The organism is Shewanella sp. 6_MG-2023, assembly GCF_030547195.1.
Classification (GTDB): Bacteria; Pseudomonadota; Gammaproteobacteria; order Enterobacterales; family Shewanellaceae; genus Shewanella.
On the sequence record NZ_JAUOQU010000026.1, the window covers coordinates 17,129 to 34,683 of the forward strand.

Consider the following 17,555-nt stretch of genomic DNA (forward strand, 5'->3'; position numbering starts at 1 on the left):
CTGGTTCTTTGTTAATGCTAAATGGGTTTAGCATTTATGAATTAGGCTTTTTTTTGGCTCAACTTCAATACTAGGAGCACACGTATGTTAGATGCGAATATTAAAAATCAACTGAAGACTTATCTGCAAAACCTTAAACGACCAGTTGAACTTGTCGTGTCAGCAGACGATAGCCCGAAAGCAAAAGAATTGAGCTCTTTAGCCAATGATATTGTTGGCTTATCAAACCTTGTAAGCCTTAAAGAGCAGCAAGGGATCCGAACCCCATCAATGAGTATCATTAACCCAGAACTTGGTAGCAACATTAGCTTTGCTGGTTTACCTATGGGCCATGAATTTACCTCGTTAGTGTTGGCACTACTGCACTCAGGTGGCCACCCAATTAAATTAACCGATGAGGTTATTGGGCAAATTAAAGATCTGCCCGGTGAGTTTAAGTTTGAAACCTACGTATCACTAAGCTGTCAGACATGTCCTGAAGTGGTACAAGCACTGAATATGATGGCAGCGATTAACCCCAATATTACTAACGTGATGATTGATGGTGCATTATTCCAAGATGAGATTAATGACCGTAATATCATGTCAGTACCGACGGTATATATGAATGGCGAGCCATTTTCTGTTGGCGCCATTAGCGTAGTAGAAATTTTAAATAAGTTAGACGTCAATGCTGTAGCACGACAAGCAGAACAACTAAATAATAAACAAAGCTTTGATGTATTAGTGGTTGGTGGTGGCCCTGCAGGCGCATCTGCTGCCATTTACGCGGCGCGTAAAGGCCTGCGCACTGGCATAGTGGCTGATAAGTTTGGCGGTCAAGTGGCAGAAACTGTCGGCATTGAAAACTTTATCTCAGTGTCAAAAACCGAAGGGCCAAAATTAGTTGCCAATCTTGAAGCTCACGTGAAAGATTACGATGTTGATGTCATGGACAACCAACGGGCGCTATCCCTTAAATCAGGTGAGCGTTTTGAAATCGAACTTGAAAGCGGCGCGATTTTATCAAGTAAGACCATATTGTTAGCAACCGGCGCGCGCTGGCGTGAAATGAACGTCCCTGGTGAGCAAGAATACCGCGGCAGCGGCGTAGCCTATTGCCCACATTGTGATGGGCCGTTATTTAAAGGTAAGCGCGTCGCTGTGATTGGCGGCGGTAATTCTGGTATTGAAGCGGCTATCGATTTAGCGAATATCGTTGAGCACGTTACTGTACTTGAGTTTGATACTAGCCTTCGCGCTGATGAAGTTTTGCAGCGCAAAGCCAACTCAATGGGTAATATCACCATCATCACTGAAGCGATGACCACAGAAGTGCTAGGTGATGGCAAACGCGTTACCGGGCTCACTTATACCGATCGCAGTACTAACGAATCGCATAATGTCGCGCTTGAAGGGATTTTCGTTCAAATTGGTTTAGTGCCAAATACTGAATGGTTAAAAGACACTGTAGAGTTAACTAATCGTGGTGAAATTATTGTTGATGGCAAAGGCCAAACTTCCATACCAGGGGTATTTGCCGCAGGTGATGTCACTAACTCAGCCTATAAACAAATCATTATTGCCATGGGTAGCGGCGCGACTGCCTCACTCGGTGCCTTTGATTATCTGATTAGACACAGTGAAGCTGACATGTCAGCGGCTGAGCAAGTTGAGCTTGAGTCTGAAAAAACTGAGACAGAAGCGGCTTAATTAGTCGCAATGACAGTGTTGTAACGAAAACGAATCACTTTGTTCGTGCTCTTAATCGAAAAGCTTTTCTGATAGAAAAGCGTTTATAAAGTGCTTAACGCATTATTGAATTTTGACAAAAAGCCAGCTTATTTAAATAAGCTGGCTTTTTTTGTGTTTAGCGCTGTTAAAAATAACGCACTGGAATGGTTATTAAAGGGGCACCTGAATCAGTGAAAAGGGGGGGGGAGCTGCTGACTAATAGTGAAATTTTATTTGGTTATATTCATTTTTAACGCCATCGCAAAGGTGGTTTTTTTATCTCTGAATCAGCTTATCCGCCTTAGCCTCGCATAAAACCTAAGTGATATCCCACAACTTCATGCTGGTAAAAACAATATACTGGCCGTTTGCTGCTTTGTTAGGCGAGTAAAGCAGCCTTTATCGGTTATTATTTCACGCTTTGTTATCAGCTAAATTGCTTCATTCAGCGCTTTGATTTAACTTATAGCTCATTAAAATAAATTCCCTAAAATCTTGTTTTTAGCCGTTGCGGAAAGTACGCAAAAGGATGCCAATGCCAAGCTTGATCAGAATAGTGTTAATTAATACTCACCTTCCTGGTGTGGTGGAACTGCAGCTAGATGGACACACCAACATTTGTGGTACCAATGCTTCAGGTAAAACCACACTGCAGCGATTAGTCCCAGTGTTTTATGGTGAGTACCCTAGCCGAGTCGTGCCTTCAACCCGTGACAGTTTTGAGCGTTGGTATCTTCCCCATGATTCAAGTTACATCATCTATGAATATCAAAAGAGTGACGGCCAGCTTTATCAAGCGCTAATGGCATCCGCCGGTGACGGTAAAGGGGTGAATTACCGCTTTATTGCCAAAGGTTTCGAGCTTGATGATTACGTTAAAAACCGTAATGGCGATACCATCATTTGTCATACCATGGCGGAGTTAGGCCGTGAAATGAAGCGCCAGTCGGTGCCGCATACTAACTTGCTGAATACCCGAGAATACCGCGCGATTATTCAACATGATCGCAGTTTATTGTCCACCGGCGGCAATAAAAGCGAGCTACGTAATTACGCCCATCAGTTCTCATTGTGTGATAGCGAATACTCGCTACGTCATATCGAAAAACTGGCCAAAGCGGTGCATTCTAAAGAAGGCAAAATGGAAACCGTTAAGTCGATGGTAGCCGCCATTTTAGAAGAAGATGGTGTTAACCCGCCAACCTCACGCTTAAACCCACAGCGAGTAGAAAGCTGGATCCGTGAAAGTCAGTTAGTTCAAGGTTTTGAGCAAATTCGCCCTGAATTTGAAAAGCTAGAACAAGAGTTTAATCAGTTACTGAGCGCCGAGCTTCGACTAGGCAGTTTAGCTAAAGGCTATCGCGCCGATGAAACCTTTGAAGCACAGCGCCAAGAGCGAAGTGAAAATCAGTCTAAAGAGACCAGTTTACAACTGCGCCTTCTGGACGAAGAATGGAAAGAAGCCCGCGATGAGATCAGCCAAGAATTGTCATTCGCCCAAGGTGATATCCGCAAATATGAAGCTGAGCTTGATGGCATTGAAGATCAATATGAAGGCTTTTTAAATGCCAATATTGAACAAGCTAAAGCCGACTTAGACAGTTTAGATAATTGGCGCAGTGATTTAGAAAACTTATCAGAGCGTCATAAGTTACAAACTGAAAAGCACCAAGACATTGAAGCGGCTTACAGTACCCGCCGTAGTAAAATTGCTGAGCAGTTACACCGAGAGCTTGAGTCACTGCATCAAGAGCAAGATAGCATTCGTGAAACCCGTGATGCCCAGCGTGAATCTGCTAACGATGATTTAACTCAACTCGACAGCTTATGGCGTGAAAAAACCGATGCCGGTAAAGCGCAGTTTGCTGAACAAGAATTTAAACTCAAGCTCAGCCAAGGTGAGCTGAAACATCAAATCGACGGTGTCAGCTACACCGAAGAAGAGAAAATGAGCTTAGCAGTGTTTGATGAGCGCATTAGCCGCGCTGATGAAGAACAAGAAAGCTGTAATCAAAAAGTCGATCGCTTATCAATAGAAGAAAGAAAACTGCGCGCCAAACGCGATCAAGTCTCTGAGGCACTTCGAATCGCCAGTGTGAGAGTGAATGAGCGCTTAGCTGATGTTGATGATGTCAAAGGGGTGTTATTTCCACAATCACACACTCTATTAGAGTTTTTGCGTAAAGAGTCCTCAGGTTGGGAGCAAAGCTTTGGTAAGGTTATTGCCCCTGAACTATTACACCGCACCGATCTCCATCCCCATGTTGCAGACAGTAATGGCGAGGTATTATTTGGTATTGGCTTAGATCTTAAAGCCATTGATGTGCCTGATTATGCTGCCTCAGAGCAAGATTTACGCCTGCGCTTAGCTAAAGCTGAAGAAGCCTTAGCTCAAGCTGAAGAGTTAAAGTCGGAAAACGAAGATCAACTGGTAGCCATTAACGATCAATTAGACACGCTTAATAAAGAGCTGACTTTTGCTCGCACTGCTTATAAAAATAGCCGTGAAGATGTGCGGCGTTTATTTGATGAAAAGCGCAGCTCACAAGAGCAAATCAATCAAGCGTTATCCGAGCGTAAAGCCCATGCCAGCAAGCGTCTGATTCAATTAGAAAACGAGCTCAAGCAGCAGCACAATAAGCACCTAGAGTGGCTTAGTGAGCAAAAAGAGCAAGCCCTTGAAGCCCGCATGGAAAAAAATGCCTATTGGCAAGATGTGGTCGGTGCGCTAGATAATCAGCTAGGGCAAATTAAAGCCAATATCGACACTCGCCGTAGTAATGCTAAGCAAGAGCAAAAAGCCTGTGAATCATGGTACAAAAACGAGCTTAAATCTCGCGGGGTTGATGAAGCGGCTATCGTGGCATTAAAAGGGCAAATTCGGGATCTTGAAACCCAAATCAGTAATGCGGAAAAGCGTCGCAGTGATGTATTGCGTTATGAACATTGGTATCAAAATGCCTGGCTAATTGCCAAGCCGAAATTGCAAACCGATTTATCCAAAGTTAAGCAAGCAACCCTTGAGTTAGAACAGCAGCTTGCCAATAAAACCACTGACGTTAAGCAGCGTAAACAACACTTTGAAAGCTTGAAAAAAGCCTCGGATGCTGCGCAAGTTGAGGCTTCTGAAAATCTCACCAAGCTGCGGGCTGTGATGCGAAAACTGGCTGAGCTTAAATTGCCGCCAACTAAAGATGAAGCCGCTGGTGGCATTGGTGAGCGCTTAAGACAAGGTGAAGAATTATTACTACAGCGTGATTATTTACTGGGCTCAGTAAAACAATACGTTGAGCATTTTGATTCGGTTATTGCCAGTAAGTCAGGCTCGAGCTTAGCTGAGTTTTGGGAACGTGCCCGAGATGAATCAAGCTTTAGCAATGATAAAGGTATCCGCCTACTGGATTACCGTAAATTAGTGCCACAACTTGAACAGTTATTGAATGTGATGGTGCCGCAATCCTTGATGGCCATTCGCGAGCAAGGGCGTATTTTTGGTATCGACTTAACCGCTTATTACGATGTATTAGCAGACATCGACAGACGTATCGCCTCCCAAAGCGCGCGTATTACTCGCGAAGTGGGTGAAGAGTTGTTTCTTGATGGGGTATCTGAATCCGCGGTTAAGATTCGTTCTCGCATTAGCGAACTTGAGTTTTGGCCTGAGCTTGAAGTGTTTGTTAAAGCCTTTAAACAGTGGAAAGCAGATGGCTTTAGTGAGCTGCCTGATGAGCATTACACCTCAAGTATGCGCCGCGCCTTAGATATTATTGGTCGCTCGGCGTTAAGTGGCGGCATTGCTAAACTGCTGGAAATTGAGCTGCGCTTAAAAGAAGGCAACAGCGACTTAATTATTCGCACCGATAGACAGCTTAATGAATCTTCAAGTCATGGTATGGCTTATCTGATTTTATGTAAGTTCTTACTGGCCTTTACTCGCCTATTACGGGGTAAAGCCGATGTCACTATTCATTGGCCTATTGATGAGTTGGGCACCTTGCACCACACCAACGTGAAGAAGATATTTGATGCCTGCGTTAATAACAATATCAGCGTATTAGGGGCGTTTCCTAACCCAGAATCTGAAGTGCTGAACTTGTTTGCTAATCGCTACATTATCAATAAGCAAACCCGTAAATTACAAGTGGTGAAACCTAAAGCCAACCCATTGGCTGCACGCTTAAGTCAACATGCCAATAAGGAGGCTATTTAATGTCTGAGGTTACGGCAAGTACCGAAACAACACTGGTTGGCACTGGCATGCTGATTGAGCAACTGCTTCGTGGTGAGTTTATTTGTCGCACCACCAATGAAGATGGCTGGCGCGCCCTGAAAAGCAGTGCCACCTTTGATAAAGTGGAGCAGTATTTAAATCAAATCAACCGCACGATTTCTTCTGCAGCAGAAGGTGATGTGTTCTTTTGCGGCTACCAGCAACTGGGTGAGCAAGAACGTAAAGTGATTTCTAGCCAGTTTAAAGATATTTGCTCGGCGCTTATTCCGCTGGTGGAATGGTTGGTGCTAGTACAAGAAAGTAGCGGCCAAGATGCGCCTTTAAGTGAAGGTGCGCCAATACGCTTAACTGAGCTGCAAGCGCGTATTGAAGATACGCCAGCGTTTATGGAGCAGCTCGCTAAGTTGAGCCAATATCGCTTATTTGGCTCAACCAGTAGCAATGCCGACAACCAAATTAAATTGGTGTTTAAGCGCTTAGTGGAGTTGGGGTATTTGGTAAAACCTAATAGCGAGAAACAAATTTATATTGCCACCGGCAAGCTTGATTATTTGTACGAAGTGATTCGCTTTATTGATGAAACTGAAGGGTTAAGCCTTGAAGCGCAAGCTGAAACGGCTACCCAAAAGGATTTATTATGAGCAATAATTTACATCAAGCGGGGGTTAAGCTACTAAAACAGCTGAGTCGCCATTCTGATGTGGTTATGGATGCCTATCTTGCTGGCTCAGTGAATGAGCAAACCCATGACGCAGCAGTGATTGAGAAACTCAGAAAAAGTGGCATTTTATGGCGCCCAGAGCCCGATGAAGAACTGCGCTTAAAACGCTCGGTACGGGCGTTACTTGAAGAAGCTTTAAGTGATGAGCGTAATCGGCAAATTGATGCCAATGTCGGCTCGGCGTTTAGCACCATTAAAACACTGGCTGATCATTACAAAGAAGCAAGGCACAATATTGATTATGGCGCAGCAGAGGCGTATTTAGCTGACTTAAACGAGCACGTTTACAGCTTTACCGACAGCCTGCGCTACTCCATTCGGGTATTGTGGGGCCGTATTAATAATGAGTTTGGTTATGTTGGTAGTATTAGTGCCAAAATTCGTGAAAATGAATTAGCCCAAAGTCAGGTGTCTGAATTACTCAACGGCTTAGAAATGTTCCAGTTTAGTGAGCTTAGTGATACCGCCGGTGATATTCGCGAGCTAAGACGCTTACTGGTGACCAATCTGCAAGAAACCTTAAGTCAGTGCATTCAAGAAATTAGTGCAGTGCAAGGGCGCTTGCTAGAGCTACTGGGGCGTTTTCGTCAAATTCAGGGGCGTACTCGATTATTAAAAGGCTTTTTACTGCACACAGATTTGCATCCTGATTATCAACCTGATGATCATGTGGCGCATAAGTTTGTGCCGAAATTGTTTAACTGCGCTGAAGCCATCATTAAGCCTGCCAGTGTCGACGTTAATAACGCCAGCCATGAGCTTATTTTGCTCGATACGGTGGCGAGAATTAAAACCATTAGCCGCGACTTATTGCCGGCAAAAGTGCGTGAGCACGATGTGTCCATGACCATGACTGCGGTGGAGGATTTTGATATTCCTGATAATCCACTAAAGCTAGCGGTAGATGAATACTTCTGCGCCGTGATTGATTCAGGAGTTCGTCAATCAGCACTGGAATACTTAGAAGAGCATAAGTTGCACTGGGCATCTGAGAATTGGCTTTATCAAGTGATTGGCGGCTACGAAGGTTTGCCCGATGAGCACAAAGCTTATTTTGAACTTGAGCCCATAGGCCATCCTGATCCTGTTTATAACGGTAACTTTATGATCCATGATGTGGAGTTATGGCTGGCTTAAACTTGATAAGTGAATCATCCCAGAACTGATTTACAAAAAAGCTGTTTGGTGCCAACCAAGCAGCTTTTTTATGTCATTTCATTAGCGCTACAGCCCGAGCTTCAAAGCTGCATTAACCGATAATAGAATAAGCTGTAATGTTGTGGTAATTAAGCGTCTTGTTTGCATTAATGTTATCTTTGTTGGGCACTGGTTAATGCTGCCAGCATGGGATAAATAGAAGCAAATGTTGCGCTTTTATAAAACGCTAGTTATTAGCTTAAATTGTCGTCAGAGTTGTAGTGTTCTCAACTCATTAGCACTCTTGCGGTAGTGTATAATACTGTTAGTGTTGTGTTTTTTAGTCTTGAATCCTGCTAAAAATATTTATAATTCAACTGTTTTAGTTTAAGTTGTTTTAATTCAACAGTTTGGTGGTAGTTGTAAATGCTGCTGCTCAGTGGCCGCTCAAACTAATTGATCGATAGCATTGAATTAAATTGCTTCTTGTCCCAGTATCCTTGTCGTTAAAAATAATTAAAACAAATTTTCAGTCGAATTAACCTCAGTATTGAGCCTGTGTAAGTCGTTACAACAGCGAAATCAGCGTTAATTTGACTTTTATTAGGAACGTTCGCGATATGACCAAATCATTATCAAGCCGCATTTTTATCGGATTATTCTTTGGACTAATATTGGGCAGTATTGTCCAATTTGCCCTCAATGATGTCAGCTTCTTCTCAGGCACCTTAGTCAATGCTGCCAGCGGTATTGGTACCATGTTCGTTAATATGATCATGATGCTAGTGGTGCCACTGGTATTTGTCAGTATTGTTTGCGGCGTGTGTGAACTGCAAGATTTAAAGAGCTTTGGCCGTTTGGGCGGTAAAACCTTTAGCTTTTATATTATTAATACCTTGGTGGCTATCACAGCGGCATTTTTAGTCGCCATGTTACTGGAGCCAGGTAAAGGCGTTGATATGTCTAGCGATGGCGGCGTGAGCATTACTGCAACTGAGTTACCTAACTTAATGCAGCTGATTGTTAGCATAGTGCCTAATAACCCATTTGCCGCATTTACTTCAGGTAATATGCTGCAAGTTATTTTCATGGCCTTGCTGTTAGGCGGCGTGATTAAATCAATGGGTGAGTGCGTTAGCGGCGCAGTGCAAGGTTTTCAAACAGCCAATAAAATCATGATGCGCTTAATCACTGTGGTAATGAGCCTTGCGCCAATTGGTGTGTTTGCCTTGATGTTTAAATTAGCGGCAACCCTTGAGCCGGCTATTTTTGTCAGCGTGGTTGAATACCTGGTTATCATCTTAGCATTGCTGTTGTTATGGATTTTTGTGGTTTACCCTACAGCAGTGTCGATTTTCACCCCGGTATCAGCCTCGAGCTTTCGTGAAAAAACCAAAGAGCAGATTTTATTCTCGCTTTCTACCGCCAGTTCAAATGCGACCATCCCTGTGACCATGCGTACCTTAACCGATAAGTTAGCTGTTAGCCGCGCTGTCGCTGGATTCGGGGTGCCACTCGGGGCAACGATGAACATGGGCGGAGTGTCAATTTACATTACTATCGCGATTTTCTTTGTGGCCAATGCTTTTGGTATGCCAATTACAGCAGAGCAAATTCCAGCATTGTTATTTAGTGTGTTTTTATTGTCAGTGGGCGCTGGTGGCGTACCCGGCGGCGGCATGGTGATGATTGGTGTGCTTATCTACCAATTAGGTTTACCAGTCGAAGCCTTTGCCATTGTGGCAGCACTTGATCGTATTATTGATATGGTACTGACATCTTGTAACGTAGTGGGTGATACTGCGGTATTAACTATAGTGGATCAAACGGAAAAACCACATCAGCTTAATGCTGAGGCATAAGCTCGCTATTTAATCGTAGCTAAAGCGCTAACATTACATAGCCTGCAATTGCAGGCTATGTTGTTTTTAAAACTTAGCTCTCTATTAGCTCAATCATTACTAATCACTAATAGCTAGCAAGATCAAAAAAACCGCCAGCAGGCGGTTTTTTAATAGTAGCTAAAAGCGCAATTAATCAATTGTCGGCTCTTGGCTGTAATCAACATCATGGTAGCTTAAGCAAGTATCCACTTCGTTGGCGCTACCAAGAATAACAGCAACACGTTGATGGATAGCTGTTGGTTCGATATCTAGGATATCACCATAGCCTGTAGATGCTTTACCACCGGCTTGTTCAACCAATAAAGCCATAGGGTTGGCTTCATACATTAAACGCAGCTTGTACGGCTTTTCAGGGTTCTTATTATCGGTTGGGTAAGCAAAGATACCGCCACGACATAATACGCGGTGAACATCACCCACCATTGCAGCAATCCAGCGCATATTGAATGACTTTTCACGGGGCCCAATAGTGCCTAATACTAAGTCAGCAATGTAAGTTTGCATTGGTGCTTCCCAAAAGCGCTGATTGGACATATTGATCGCAAATTCAGCGGTATCTTTACTGATACTCACTTCTGCTGTGGTGAGCAGGAACTCGTTAGTGTCAGGATCTAAGGTATAAAGTTGAGTACCTTGACCTGTGGTGAGCGCCATCATGGTTGATGGGCCGTAAAGCACATAACCTGCGGCAACTTGTTTGCGGCCACTTTGTAAAAAGCTTTGCTCGTTAAACTCGCCTTCGCCAGCAGGTAGCACTGAGAAAATCGTCCCTACCAGTGAGTTGATATCGATATTTGATGAACCGTCTAGAGGATCAAAACAAACTAAGTATTCGCCGTCTTGATTGACTTCAACAACATAATCTTCTTCTTCAGATGCAAGACCGCGAACATTGCCTTCAGCTTTAAGTGCATCTTTGAGCATGTCATTGGTAATCACGTCGAGTTTCTTTTGGGTTTCGCCTTGAACATTTTCTTGTTCAGTAGCGCCCAAAACACCAGCTAATGCACCATGTTGCACTGCTTTACTAATTGCTTTTGAGCAATCGGCAAGGCTAAGTACTAATTGTGAAAGCGAAGCTGATACTGCTTGGTTGGTCAGGGTTTGTGTCAAAGTTTGCATGCTTGTTCCTAAGACAGTAGAGGTTAAGGTCGGTAACCAGTGGTTAATGTTTTATTTTATTATCAAGGATAATACCTCAGATTTGTCCATATTACAGCGTGAAAAAGATGAGCAATATATGACTTGCAGTAGATTTGTTATAAACTCGCTGGTAAATAATGCTTTCAGTTGATTTTTGGTTAAATTAATATTGGCAGCGAAAATAATAATAACGATAAATATAAATTTATGGCTTCCCAAGGATTGATAATGACTAAAAAATGGAAATCGACCGCGGCGTTGATGCTGTCGGCAATTCCGCTAGTGTTTACTGGCGCTCTTATTTCAGATCATGCAATGGCCTCTACCATGAAAATATCCGGCAATACCACTCCACTGACCATAGAAAGAATTCATGCATCACCAGCCTTGGCCGGCGCTAGCCCTCGGGGATTAAAACTGTCTCCCGATGGTAGCCGAGTGACGTATCTTGCTAGCCGTGAAGATAACCAGCATTTTTATGACTTATGGCAAATGGATATCAGCACTGCAAAGCGCAGTATGTTGCTTAATGCCGATAAGCTGGCTGGGGGCGAATTATCTGATGAAGAAAAAGCCCGCCGCGAACGTCAACGTATTTATGGTCAAGGGATCATGGAGTACTTTTGGGCTGATGATGGCCAAGCGTTATTAATTCCAGCTGCAGGCAAGCTGTATTTTTATACCTTGGCGGATCAAAAGGCGCAGGCATTAAATACCGGTGAAGGCTTTGTCACTGATGCGCGTTTGTCCCCTAAAGGCCGTTATGTGTCATTTGTGCGCGAGCAAAATATTTTTGTACTGGAGCTGGCAACAGAAAAGCTAACTCAGCTGACGTTTGATGGTAAAGGGCCGATTAAAAACGGCATGGCAGAGTTTGTCGCCCAAGAAGAAATGGGCCGAATGACAGGTTACTGGTGGTCGCCAGATGAATCAGCTATCGCCTTTACTCGTATTGATGAGTCAGGTGTTGAATTAGTCACCCGTAATGAGATTTATGCTGACGGTATAAAACTGACTGAGCAGCGTTATCCTTATGCGGGTAAAGCCAATGTTGAGATTGAACTTGGCGTGATTGAGCTGGCGAGTAAAGCAGTGCAGTGGATTGATTTAGGTAAAGAGAAGGATATGTATTTACCGCGAGTAAAATGGCTGCCAGATAGCAAGCAGTTATCATTTCAATGGCAAAGCCGCGATCAGCAGGCATTGGACTTACGCATCATTAACCTTGGTTCAAAACCTGGTTCAGACGTTAAAGCTAACACGGTTGTCAAAGAGCGCAGCCAAGCATGGGTAAACCTTAACGATGACTTACATTTCTTAAAGCAACAACAAGCGTTTATTTGGGCCTCAGAGCGTGATGGTTTTAAGCACCTTTATTTATTTGACCTGTCGGGTAAACAAATAAAGCAATTAACCACAGGGCTGTGGGCGGTTGATGATCTTGAGTTTGTGGATGAGCAGGCGGGCTGGGTGTATTTTTCAGGCCGAAAAGACACAGTTGTTGAACGCCATTTATATAGAGTGTCATTAACCAGTGACAAGATTGAAAAACTATCAACTAAAGCCGGGATGCACTCAGCAGTCTTTGCTGATAAAAAACCAATTTATTTAGATTACTTCAATAGTTTAATTCAGCCGCCACAGGTGAGTTTGCACAATGACACTGGCGAGCATTTAATGTGGGTAGAACAAAATGAAATTAACCAAACCCATCCTTTGTATGACGTTGCGGGTTTATGGCAAATACCAGATTTTGGCCAATTAAAGGCTGAAGATGGCCAAAATCTGCAGTACCGATTATTTAAACCCACTGATTTTGATGCCAGCAAAAAAAAACCAGTAGTTGTTCGAGTATACGGTGGGCCACATGCGCAATTAGTGGTTAATAGCTGGAGTGAAGCGGATTACTTTACCCAATATCTATTACAACAAGGCTTTGCTGTATTTCAATTAGACAACCGCGGCTCAGCCCATCGTGGTACTAAGTTTGAATACGTTATTTACCAGAATATGGGTGATGCAGAAGTTAACGATCAAAAAGTGGGCGTAGATTACTTAAGAAGTCTGCCATTTATTGATGGCGATAATATCGCTATTTATGGTCATAGTTATGGCGGCTATATGGCGTTAATGAGCCAGTTTAAAGCCCCTGATTATTTCAAAGCGGCAATTTCAGGTGCGCCCGTGACCGATTGGCGTTTGTATGACACCCATTATACCGAGCGCTATATGGGTCACCCTGCTAAGAATAAACAAGGTTACGATGCCAGCAGCATTACCCCTTATGTGGAAAATTATCAGTCTGGTTTGCTGATGTATCACGGTATGGCTGACGATAATGTGTTGTTTGAAAATAGCACCCGCGTATATAAAGCGCTGCAAGATGAAGGCAAGTTATTTCAAATGATAGACTACCCTGGCTCAAAGCATTCTATGCGCGGTGAAAAGGTGAGGAATCATTTGTATAAATCCTTAGCTGCCTTTTTAGAACGCGAGCTTAAGTAGCGCTGTTTATAGCAAATGGGTAATAGGTAATGGGTTGGCAATAATAGCCCATTAGTTATAGATCACTTGTTATCGTCCATGAGGGATAGTTCATTTTTAATAGCCCATAAAAAAGCCAAGTCACTGACTTGGCTTTTATTTTCATTTGCTACCCAATGAGCTTAATCAAATAAGCACATTAATTGCAGACGAAATTAATCTTCTAAGTTACCACAAAAACGGTAACCTTCACCGTGGATAGTTGCGATGATTTCTGGCGTGTCTGGTAAGCTTTCGAAGTGCTTACGGATACGACGGATAGTCACGTCAACAGTACGGTCATGTGGCTTAAGCTCACGGCCAGTCATTTTCATTAACAAGTCTGCACGAGTTAAGATTTTGCCTGGGTTTTCTACAAAGTGAAGCATCGCACGGAATTCACTGCGAGGTAATTTGTAAGACTCACCTTGTGGGCTAACTAAAGAACGGCTGTTGATTTCTAAGCTCCAACCGTTGAAACGGTAAAACTCAACTGAACCTTTTTCTTCGGTTTCAGCGCCAGCGCTGTTTACACGAGTTAATAGGTTACGAGCACGGATAGTTAATTCACGTGGGTTAAATGGCTTAGTGATGTAGTCATCAGCGCCAATTTCTAAACCAAGGATCTTATCAACTTCGTTATCACGGCCAGTAAGGAAAATAAGGCCAATGTTATTAATTTCACGAAGTTCACGGGCTAATAATAAACCGTTTTTACCAGGAAGGTTGATATCCATAACAACAAGATTAATCTTATTATCCTGCATGGCTTTATGCATTTCTGCGCCATCGTTTGCTTCAGTTACTACATACCCTTCGGCTTCAAAAATACTACGTAGAGTATTACGGGTTACAGCTTCATCTTCAACAATAAGAATGTGTGGGTTTTGCATGTCATTTACCTAAATTAAAAACAATTCGATTCTAGTCATGTTGCACTAGGGCTGTGGCGTTATATAGCTAAGAAAACGCCGATAATTTATAAATTCACGATAGGTGTTTATCTATGTCTGCCCTGAACAAAACACGCTTCATGACTAACTACATTATATAAACCAGTTTAAGGCACTAATATTTATCGCACTTCTATAAAAGAGTTATACGTGACGTAAATTTTGATCATAAAAAATCAATATTCAGATCGTATGCTGAGCTTGAGTAAGCTCACAACCTGTCAAAATATCTGTAAAACCGATGATTCATATAAACTAAGAGATTAAATTGCTGATTAAAGTTCCTTCGCAACCTAATTTTGTCCTACATTTATATTCAGTCTTTTAAAATGTAGAACACATTTTAAAAGCTTGAACACTTTACCAAGATTTAATTTCAGTAAATGTAGTCGCTTGTGTCACAACTTAGCGTTATGTAGCAAAATCTAGCTAGTGTGAGATATTGTACTCGTTTTAGGCATTTGTTAACAAATGAAATGTTAACAAATTTACGGGGAAGATTTGTTACAAAAATGCTTTTTGTGGTAAGTTTATGATTTTTAAGTCAAATATAATTATTATTCTTGTGACTTACATCACACAGGGTGTTGGTCCAAGTCTTGGTTTGCTACACTGAATTGGTATTAATTGAGAAAAATAAATGATGAATAATTCAATAGATAACCTTTGGTTTAAGTATCAAGGGACCCAATTTCTACTTACTCAGCGCCTTTCTTACGCTGTCCCCTTCGCCATTGTCACCGCCCATAATCCCTTAGGCAGCCAATTGAATCCGTGTCAAAACCGTTTGTTAGATAGGCGACTTCAACGGAAAATTCAGCAATTTAATAGCCCCTATCGTTGCTTAATTGGCGCGGCGCCAGACTTATCTCATATGGAAAAAAGTTGGGCAGTCTTTATAGAAAAAGACCAAGCGTTAGCGTTAGGCCGAGAGTTTAAACAGCTCGCTATTTACTATGTTGATAATGGGGTGTTGTCATTACTTGCCTGTGGTGAAGCACCTGACAAGGAAGTGTTAATTGGCGAGTTTGGCCCACGAACGGTTTTAGTTAATGAATTACCTGATTTGCACGATGAATAACATGATCGGCGATTAAGTGACATTTGTATCAGTTATCGAGGATGTTTAATATCAGTAACTCCTTCTATAGGTACTTAGTTAAGTGCCTTTTTTTATTGTTATTTTTATATTTTTATTAGGGCAATGGCTATTTATATACTGTTGAAACTTGATTGTTAATATTGAAGCTTAATTGTGCAGTTTAGTTGAAGGTTTTAACTCAATAACCTCGAGTTTACATTGAGGTTATTACTTTTTGTTTTTTAATCACTATTGTTTTATATCACTTTTTTGTTTCAAATTATAAATAACAGCTTACATGATACTATTTTGAGCTCAGTGTCTCTATTTACGTATTGTGTTATTTGACGACTTTATGGCATATCCCAATTGACTTGAGTTGTTATTTATTGGTATTTTCATGCTCTTCCTGTGGGAAGAAACAGAAGAGGAGCGTTAGCTAGGTAGTAAGTTCGAGGAAAACCAATTCCTATGACAGCTTATGAGGGAGATTAGCGCCGAGGTACTGGTATGTTTGGTTGGCATTCGGTATCGGTCGTTTAGGTTGAATCCTAGCGATTGTCACCTATTTTTTGGTGGAGAGCTTCTGGTGAAAGATTGCTGTTTCCCTTCTTTAAGGGTGCGTTATCACTGCACCAGGCTCTTCGAACGAAGTAAGTTCGGAGTGTAATCATGTTTTTAAGTACTAAATTTCAATTTGTTCAAATACAGTCTACTCAGTCCATGTTTACTGAAAGTATGTCTAGTCAAAGTGTACCTACTAAAAGTATGTCTACGAATGTCGTGGAGGTATCAGCATGAGTTTAGTTGTTGCTAAGTTCGGTGGCACCTCAGTTGCTGATTTTGACGCCATGAACCGCTGTGCGGACATTATTTTAGCCAATGCCAATACCCGCGTCGTTGTTGTTAGTGCTTCTAGCGGTGTCACTAATTTACTGGTTGAGTTAACTCAAGCCAATGTGAACGACCAACGCCGCTTAAGTTTAGTCACTCAAATTGCTAAAATTCAATATGACATTGTTGATAAGCTGGCGCGTCCACAAGATGTAGCTGCTACGATTGATAAGCTATTAAGCAGAATGGCAGTGCTTAGTGATAAGTTAGTGCTCGATAGAAGCAAAGCCATCATTGATGAGCTGTTATCCATGGGTGAGCAATGTTCATCATTGTTGTTCTCTGCGGTTATTCGCCAAAAAGGAACGCCATCAAGTTCATTTGATGTGCGCCAAGTATTAAGAACCGATAGCCATTTTGGTAAAGCAGAGCCGCAAATTGAGCAAATTGCGCTCCTAGGCGCGGAGCATTTACAGCCGTTATTGGCTCAGCAAGTGATCGTGACTCAAGGTTTTATTGGCGCTGATGAAGCAGGCAACACCACCACCTTAGGCCGTGGCGGCAGTGATTATTCAGCTGCGTTATTAGCTGAAGCCTTAAAAGCAGATGCGGTAGAAATTTGGACTGATGTGGCCGGAATTTATACCACTGACCCACGTTTAGCGCCTAATGCGAGACCTATCGCTGAAATTAGCTTTAATGAAGCGGCTGAGATGGCTACCTTTGGCGCTAAAGTATTACACCCTGCGACGATTTTACCGGCCGTGCGTCAACAAATTCAGGTGTTTGTTGGTTCCAGTAAAGCACCTGAACAAGGTGGAACTTGGATCCGTCATCAAGTAGAAGATGCCCCGGTTTATCGAGCTGTGGCTCTAAGACGCGATCAAACTTTATTAAACCTGCATAGCTTACAAATGCTCCATGCTCAGGGCTTTTTAGCGCACACCTTTGCCACGCTTGCTAAGCATAAAATTTCAGTTGATTTGATTACCACCTCAGAAGTTAATGTGTCACTAACGCTTGATAAAACCGGTTCTGACTCCAGCGGGCAGGGGTTATTAAGCGAGTCATTACTGCAAGAACTATCACAAAATTGCCGTGTAAGAGTGGAAGATAAATTAGCTTTAGTGGCGATTATTGGTAATCAAATAGCGTCAACAGCAGGTATTTGCAGCCGAGTTTTTGGGGTACTTGAACAGCATAATGTGCGCATGATTTGCCAAGGGGCTAGCCCACATAACTTATGTGTTCTCGTCGCTGAATCTGAAGCCGCAGATGTGGTTAACTCTCTGCACCAAAACTTATTTGAATAATT

The 17,555-nt window shown here is 42.5% G+C and carries 10 protein-coding genes and 1 riboswitch; of the genes, 8 read left to right on the forward strand and 2 right to left on the reverse strand.

Annotated features, from left to right (window positions below; translation table 11 throughout):
- The first annotated feature begins 84 nt into the window (after positions 1 to 84).
- From ahpF to Q4533_RS14880, 5 genes are all read left to right on the forward strand, one after another.
- On the forward strand, positions 85 to 1,692 hold the full coding sequence (gene ahpF / locus Q4533_RS14860; RefSeq protein WP_102436702.1) for an alkyl hydroperoxide reductase subunit F: 1,608 nt from the start codon (positions 85 to 87) through the stop codon (positions 1,690 to 1,692).
- Positions 1,693 to 2,248: 556 nt separating this feature from the next.
- Entirely contained in the window at positions 2,249 to 5,923 is a 3,675-nt protein-coding gene (locus Q4533_RS14865; protein ID WP_303503093.1) for an ATP-binding protein, read from the forward strand.
- On the forward strand, positions 5,923 to 6,585 hold the full coding sequence (locus Q4533_RS14870; protein ID WP_076540535.1) for a hypothetical protein: 663 nt from the start codon (positions 5,923 to 5,925) through the stop codon (positions 6,583 to 6,585). The genes Q4533_RS14865 and Q4533_RS14870 overlap by 1 nt, the downstream gene beginning before the upstream one ends.
- On the forward strand, positions 6,582 to 7,802 hold the full coding sequence (locus tag Q4533_RS14875) for a phosphoenolpyruvate carboxylase (protein ID WP_102436706.1): 1,221 nt from the start codon (positions 6,582 to 6,584) through the stop codon (positions 7,800 to 7,802). Before Q4533_RS14870 ends, Q4533_RS14875 begins: the two co-directional genes overlap by 4 nt.
- A gap of 620 nt (positions 7,803 to 8,422) precedes the next feature.
- Entirely contained in the window at positions 8,423 to 9,664 is a 1,242-nt protein-coding gene (locus Q4533_RS14880; RefSeq protein WP_303503095.1) for a dicarboxylate/amino acid:cation symporter, read from the forward strand.
- Between the two features lie 171 nt (positions 9,665 to 9,835).
- On the opposite strand, the gene Q4533_RS14885 is transcribed toward Q4533_RS14880, so the two are convergent.
- The gene (locus Q4533_RS14885; RefSeq protein WP_102436710.1) at positions 9,836 to 10,828 is read right to left on the reverse strand and encodes a class 1 fructose-bisphosphatase; all 993 of its coding nucleotides are present in this window, start codon (positions 10,826 to 10,828) and stop codon (positions 9,836 to 9,838) included.
- Between the two features lie 249 nt (positions 10,829 to 11,077).
- On the opposite strand from Q4533_RS14885, the gene Q4533_RS14890 reads away from it, so the two are divergent.
- Positions 11,078 to 13,354 (forward strand): S9 family peptidase, encoded by a 2,277-nt coding sequence (locus Q4533_RS14890; RefSeq protein WP_303503097.1) that lies wholly within the window; start codon positions 11,078 to 11,080, stop codon positions 13,352 to 13,354.
- 194 nt (positions 13,355 to 13,548) lie between these two features.
- Here Q4533_RS14890 and arcA read toward each other — a convergent pair whose 3' ends face one another.
- Positions 13,549 to 14,265 carry a two-component system response regulator ArcA gene (arcA, locus tag Q4533_RS14895; protein WP_076540527.1) on the reverse strand — a complete coding sequence of 239 codons (717 nt, stop codon included), beginning with the start codon at positions 14,263 to 14,265 and terminating at the stop codon, positions 13,549 to 13,551.
- 703 nt (positions 14,266 to 14,968) lie between these two features.
- Between arcA and Q4533_RS14900 the strand changes: the two genes are divergently transcribed.
- Positions 14,969 to 15,406, forward strand: coding sequence for a DUF3293 domain-containing protein (locus Q4533_RS14900; protein WP_102436771.1), 438 nt, complete (start codon positions 14,969 to 14,971; stop codon positions 15,404 to 15,406).
- A 417-nt stretch (positions 15,407 to 15,823) separates the two neighbouring features.
- A riboswitch (Lysine riboswitch) is annotated at positions 15,824 to 16,000 on the forward strand.
- Positions 16,001 to 16,203: 203 nt separating this feature from the next.
- On the forward strand, positions 16,204 to 17,553 hold the full coding sequence (lysC, locus tag Q4533_RS14905) for a lysine-sensitive aspartokinase 3 (RefSeq protein ID WP_102436714.1): 1,350 nt from the start codon (positions 16,204 to 16,206) through the stop codon (positions 17,551 to 17,553).
- Positions 17,554 to 17,555 lie beyond the last annotated feature (2 nt).

What these genes read in the sequence shown, in the direction of transcription:
- Q4533_RS14900 (WP_102436771.1), top strand. Translation starts at nt 14,969, where the DNA reads ATGAATAATTCAATAGATAACCTTTGGTTTAAGTATCAAGGGACCCAA.
- Q4533_RS14865 (WP_303503093.1), top strand. Translation starts at nt 2,249, where the DNA reads ATGCCAAGCTTGATCAGAATAGTGTTAATTAATACTCACCTTCCTGGT.
- Q4533_RS14885 (WP_102436710.1), bottom strand. Translation starts at nt 10,828, where the DNA reads ATGCAAACTTTGACACAAACCCTGACCAACCAAGCAGTATCAGCTTCG.
- Q4533_RS14875 (WP_102436706.1), top strand. Translation starts at nt 6,582, where the DNA reads ATGAGCAATAATTTACATCAAGCGGGGGTTAAGCTACTAAAACAGCTG.
- lysC (WP_102436714.1), top strand. Translation starts at nt 16,204, where the DNA reads ATGAGTTTAGTTGTTGCTAAGTTCGGTGGCACCTCAGTTGCTGATTTT.
- Q4533_RS14880 (WP_303503095.1), top strand. Translation starts at nt 8,423, where the DNA reads ATGACCAAATCATTATCAAGCCGCATTTTTATCGGATTATTCTTTGGA.
- arcA (WP_076540527.1), bottom strand. Translation starts at nt 14,265, where the DNA reads ATGCAAAACCCACACATTCTTATTGTTGAAGATGAAGCTGTAACCCGT.
- Q4533_RS14870 (WP_076540535.1), top strand. Translation starts at nt 5,923, where the DNA reads ATGTCTGAGGTTACGGCAAGTACCGAAACAACACTGGTTGGCACTGGC.
- Q4533_RS14890 (WP_303503097.1), top strand. Translation starts at nt 11,078, where the DNA reads ATGACTAAAAAATGGAAATCGACCGCGGCGTTGATGCTGTCGGCAATT.
- ahpF (WP_102436702.1), top strand. Translation starts at nt 85, where the DNA reads ATGTTAGATGCGAATATTAAAAATCAACTGAAGACTTATCTGCAAAAC.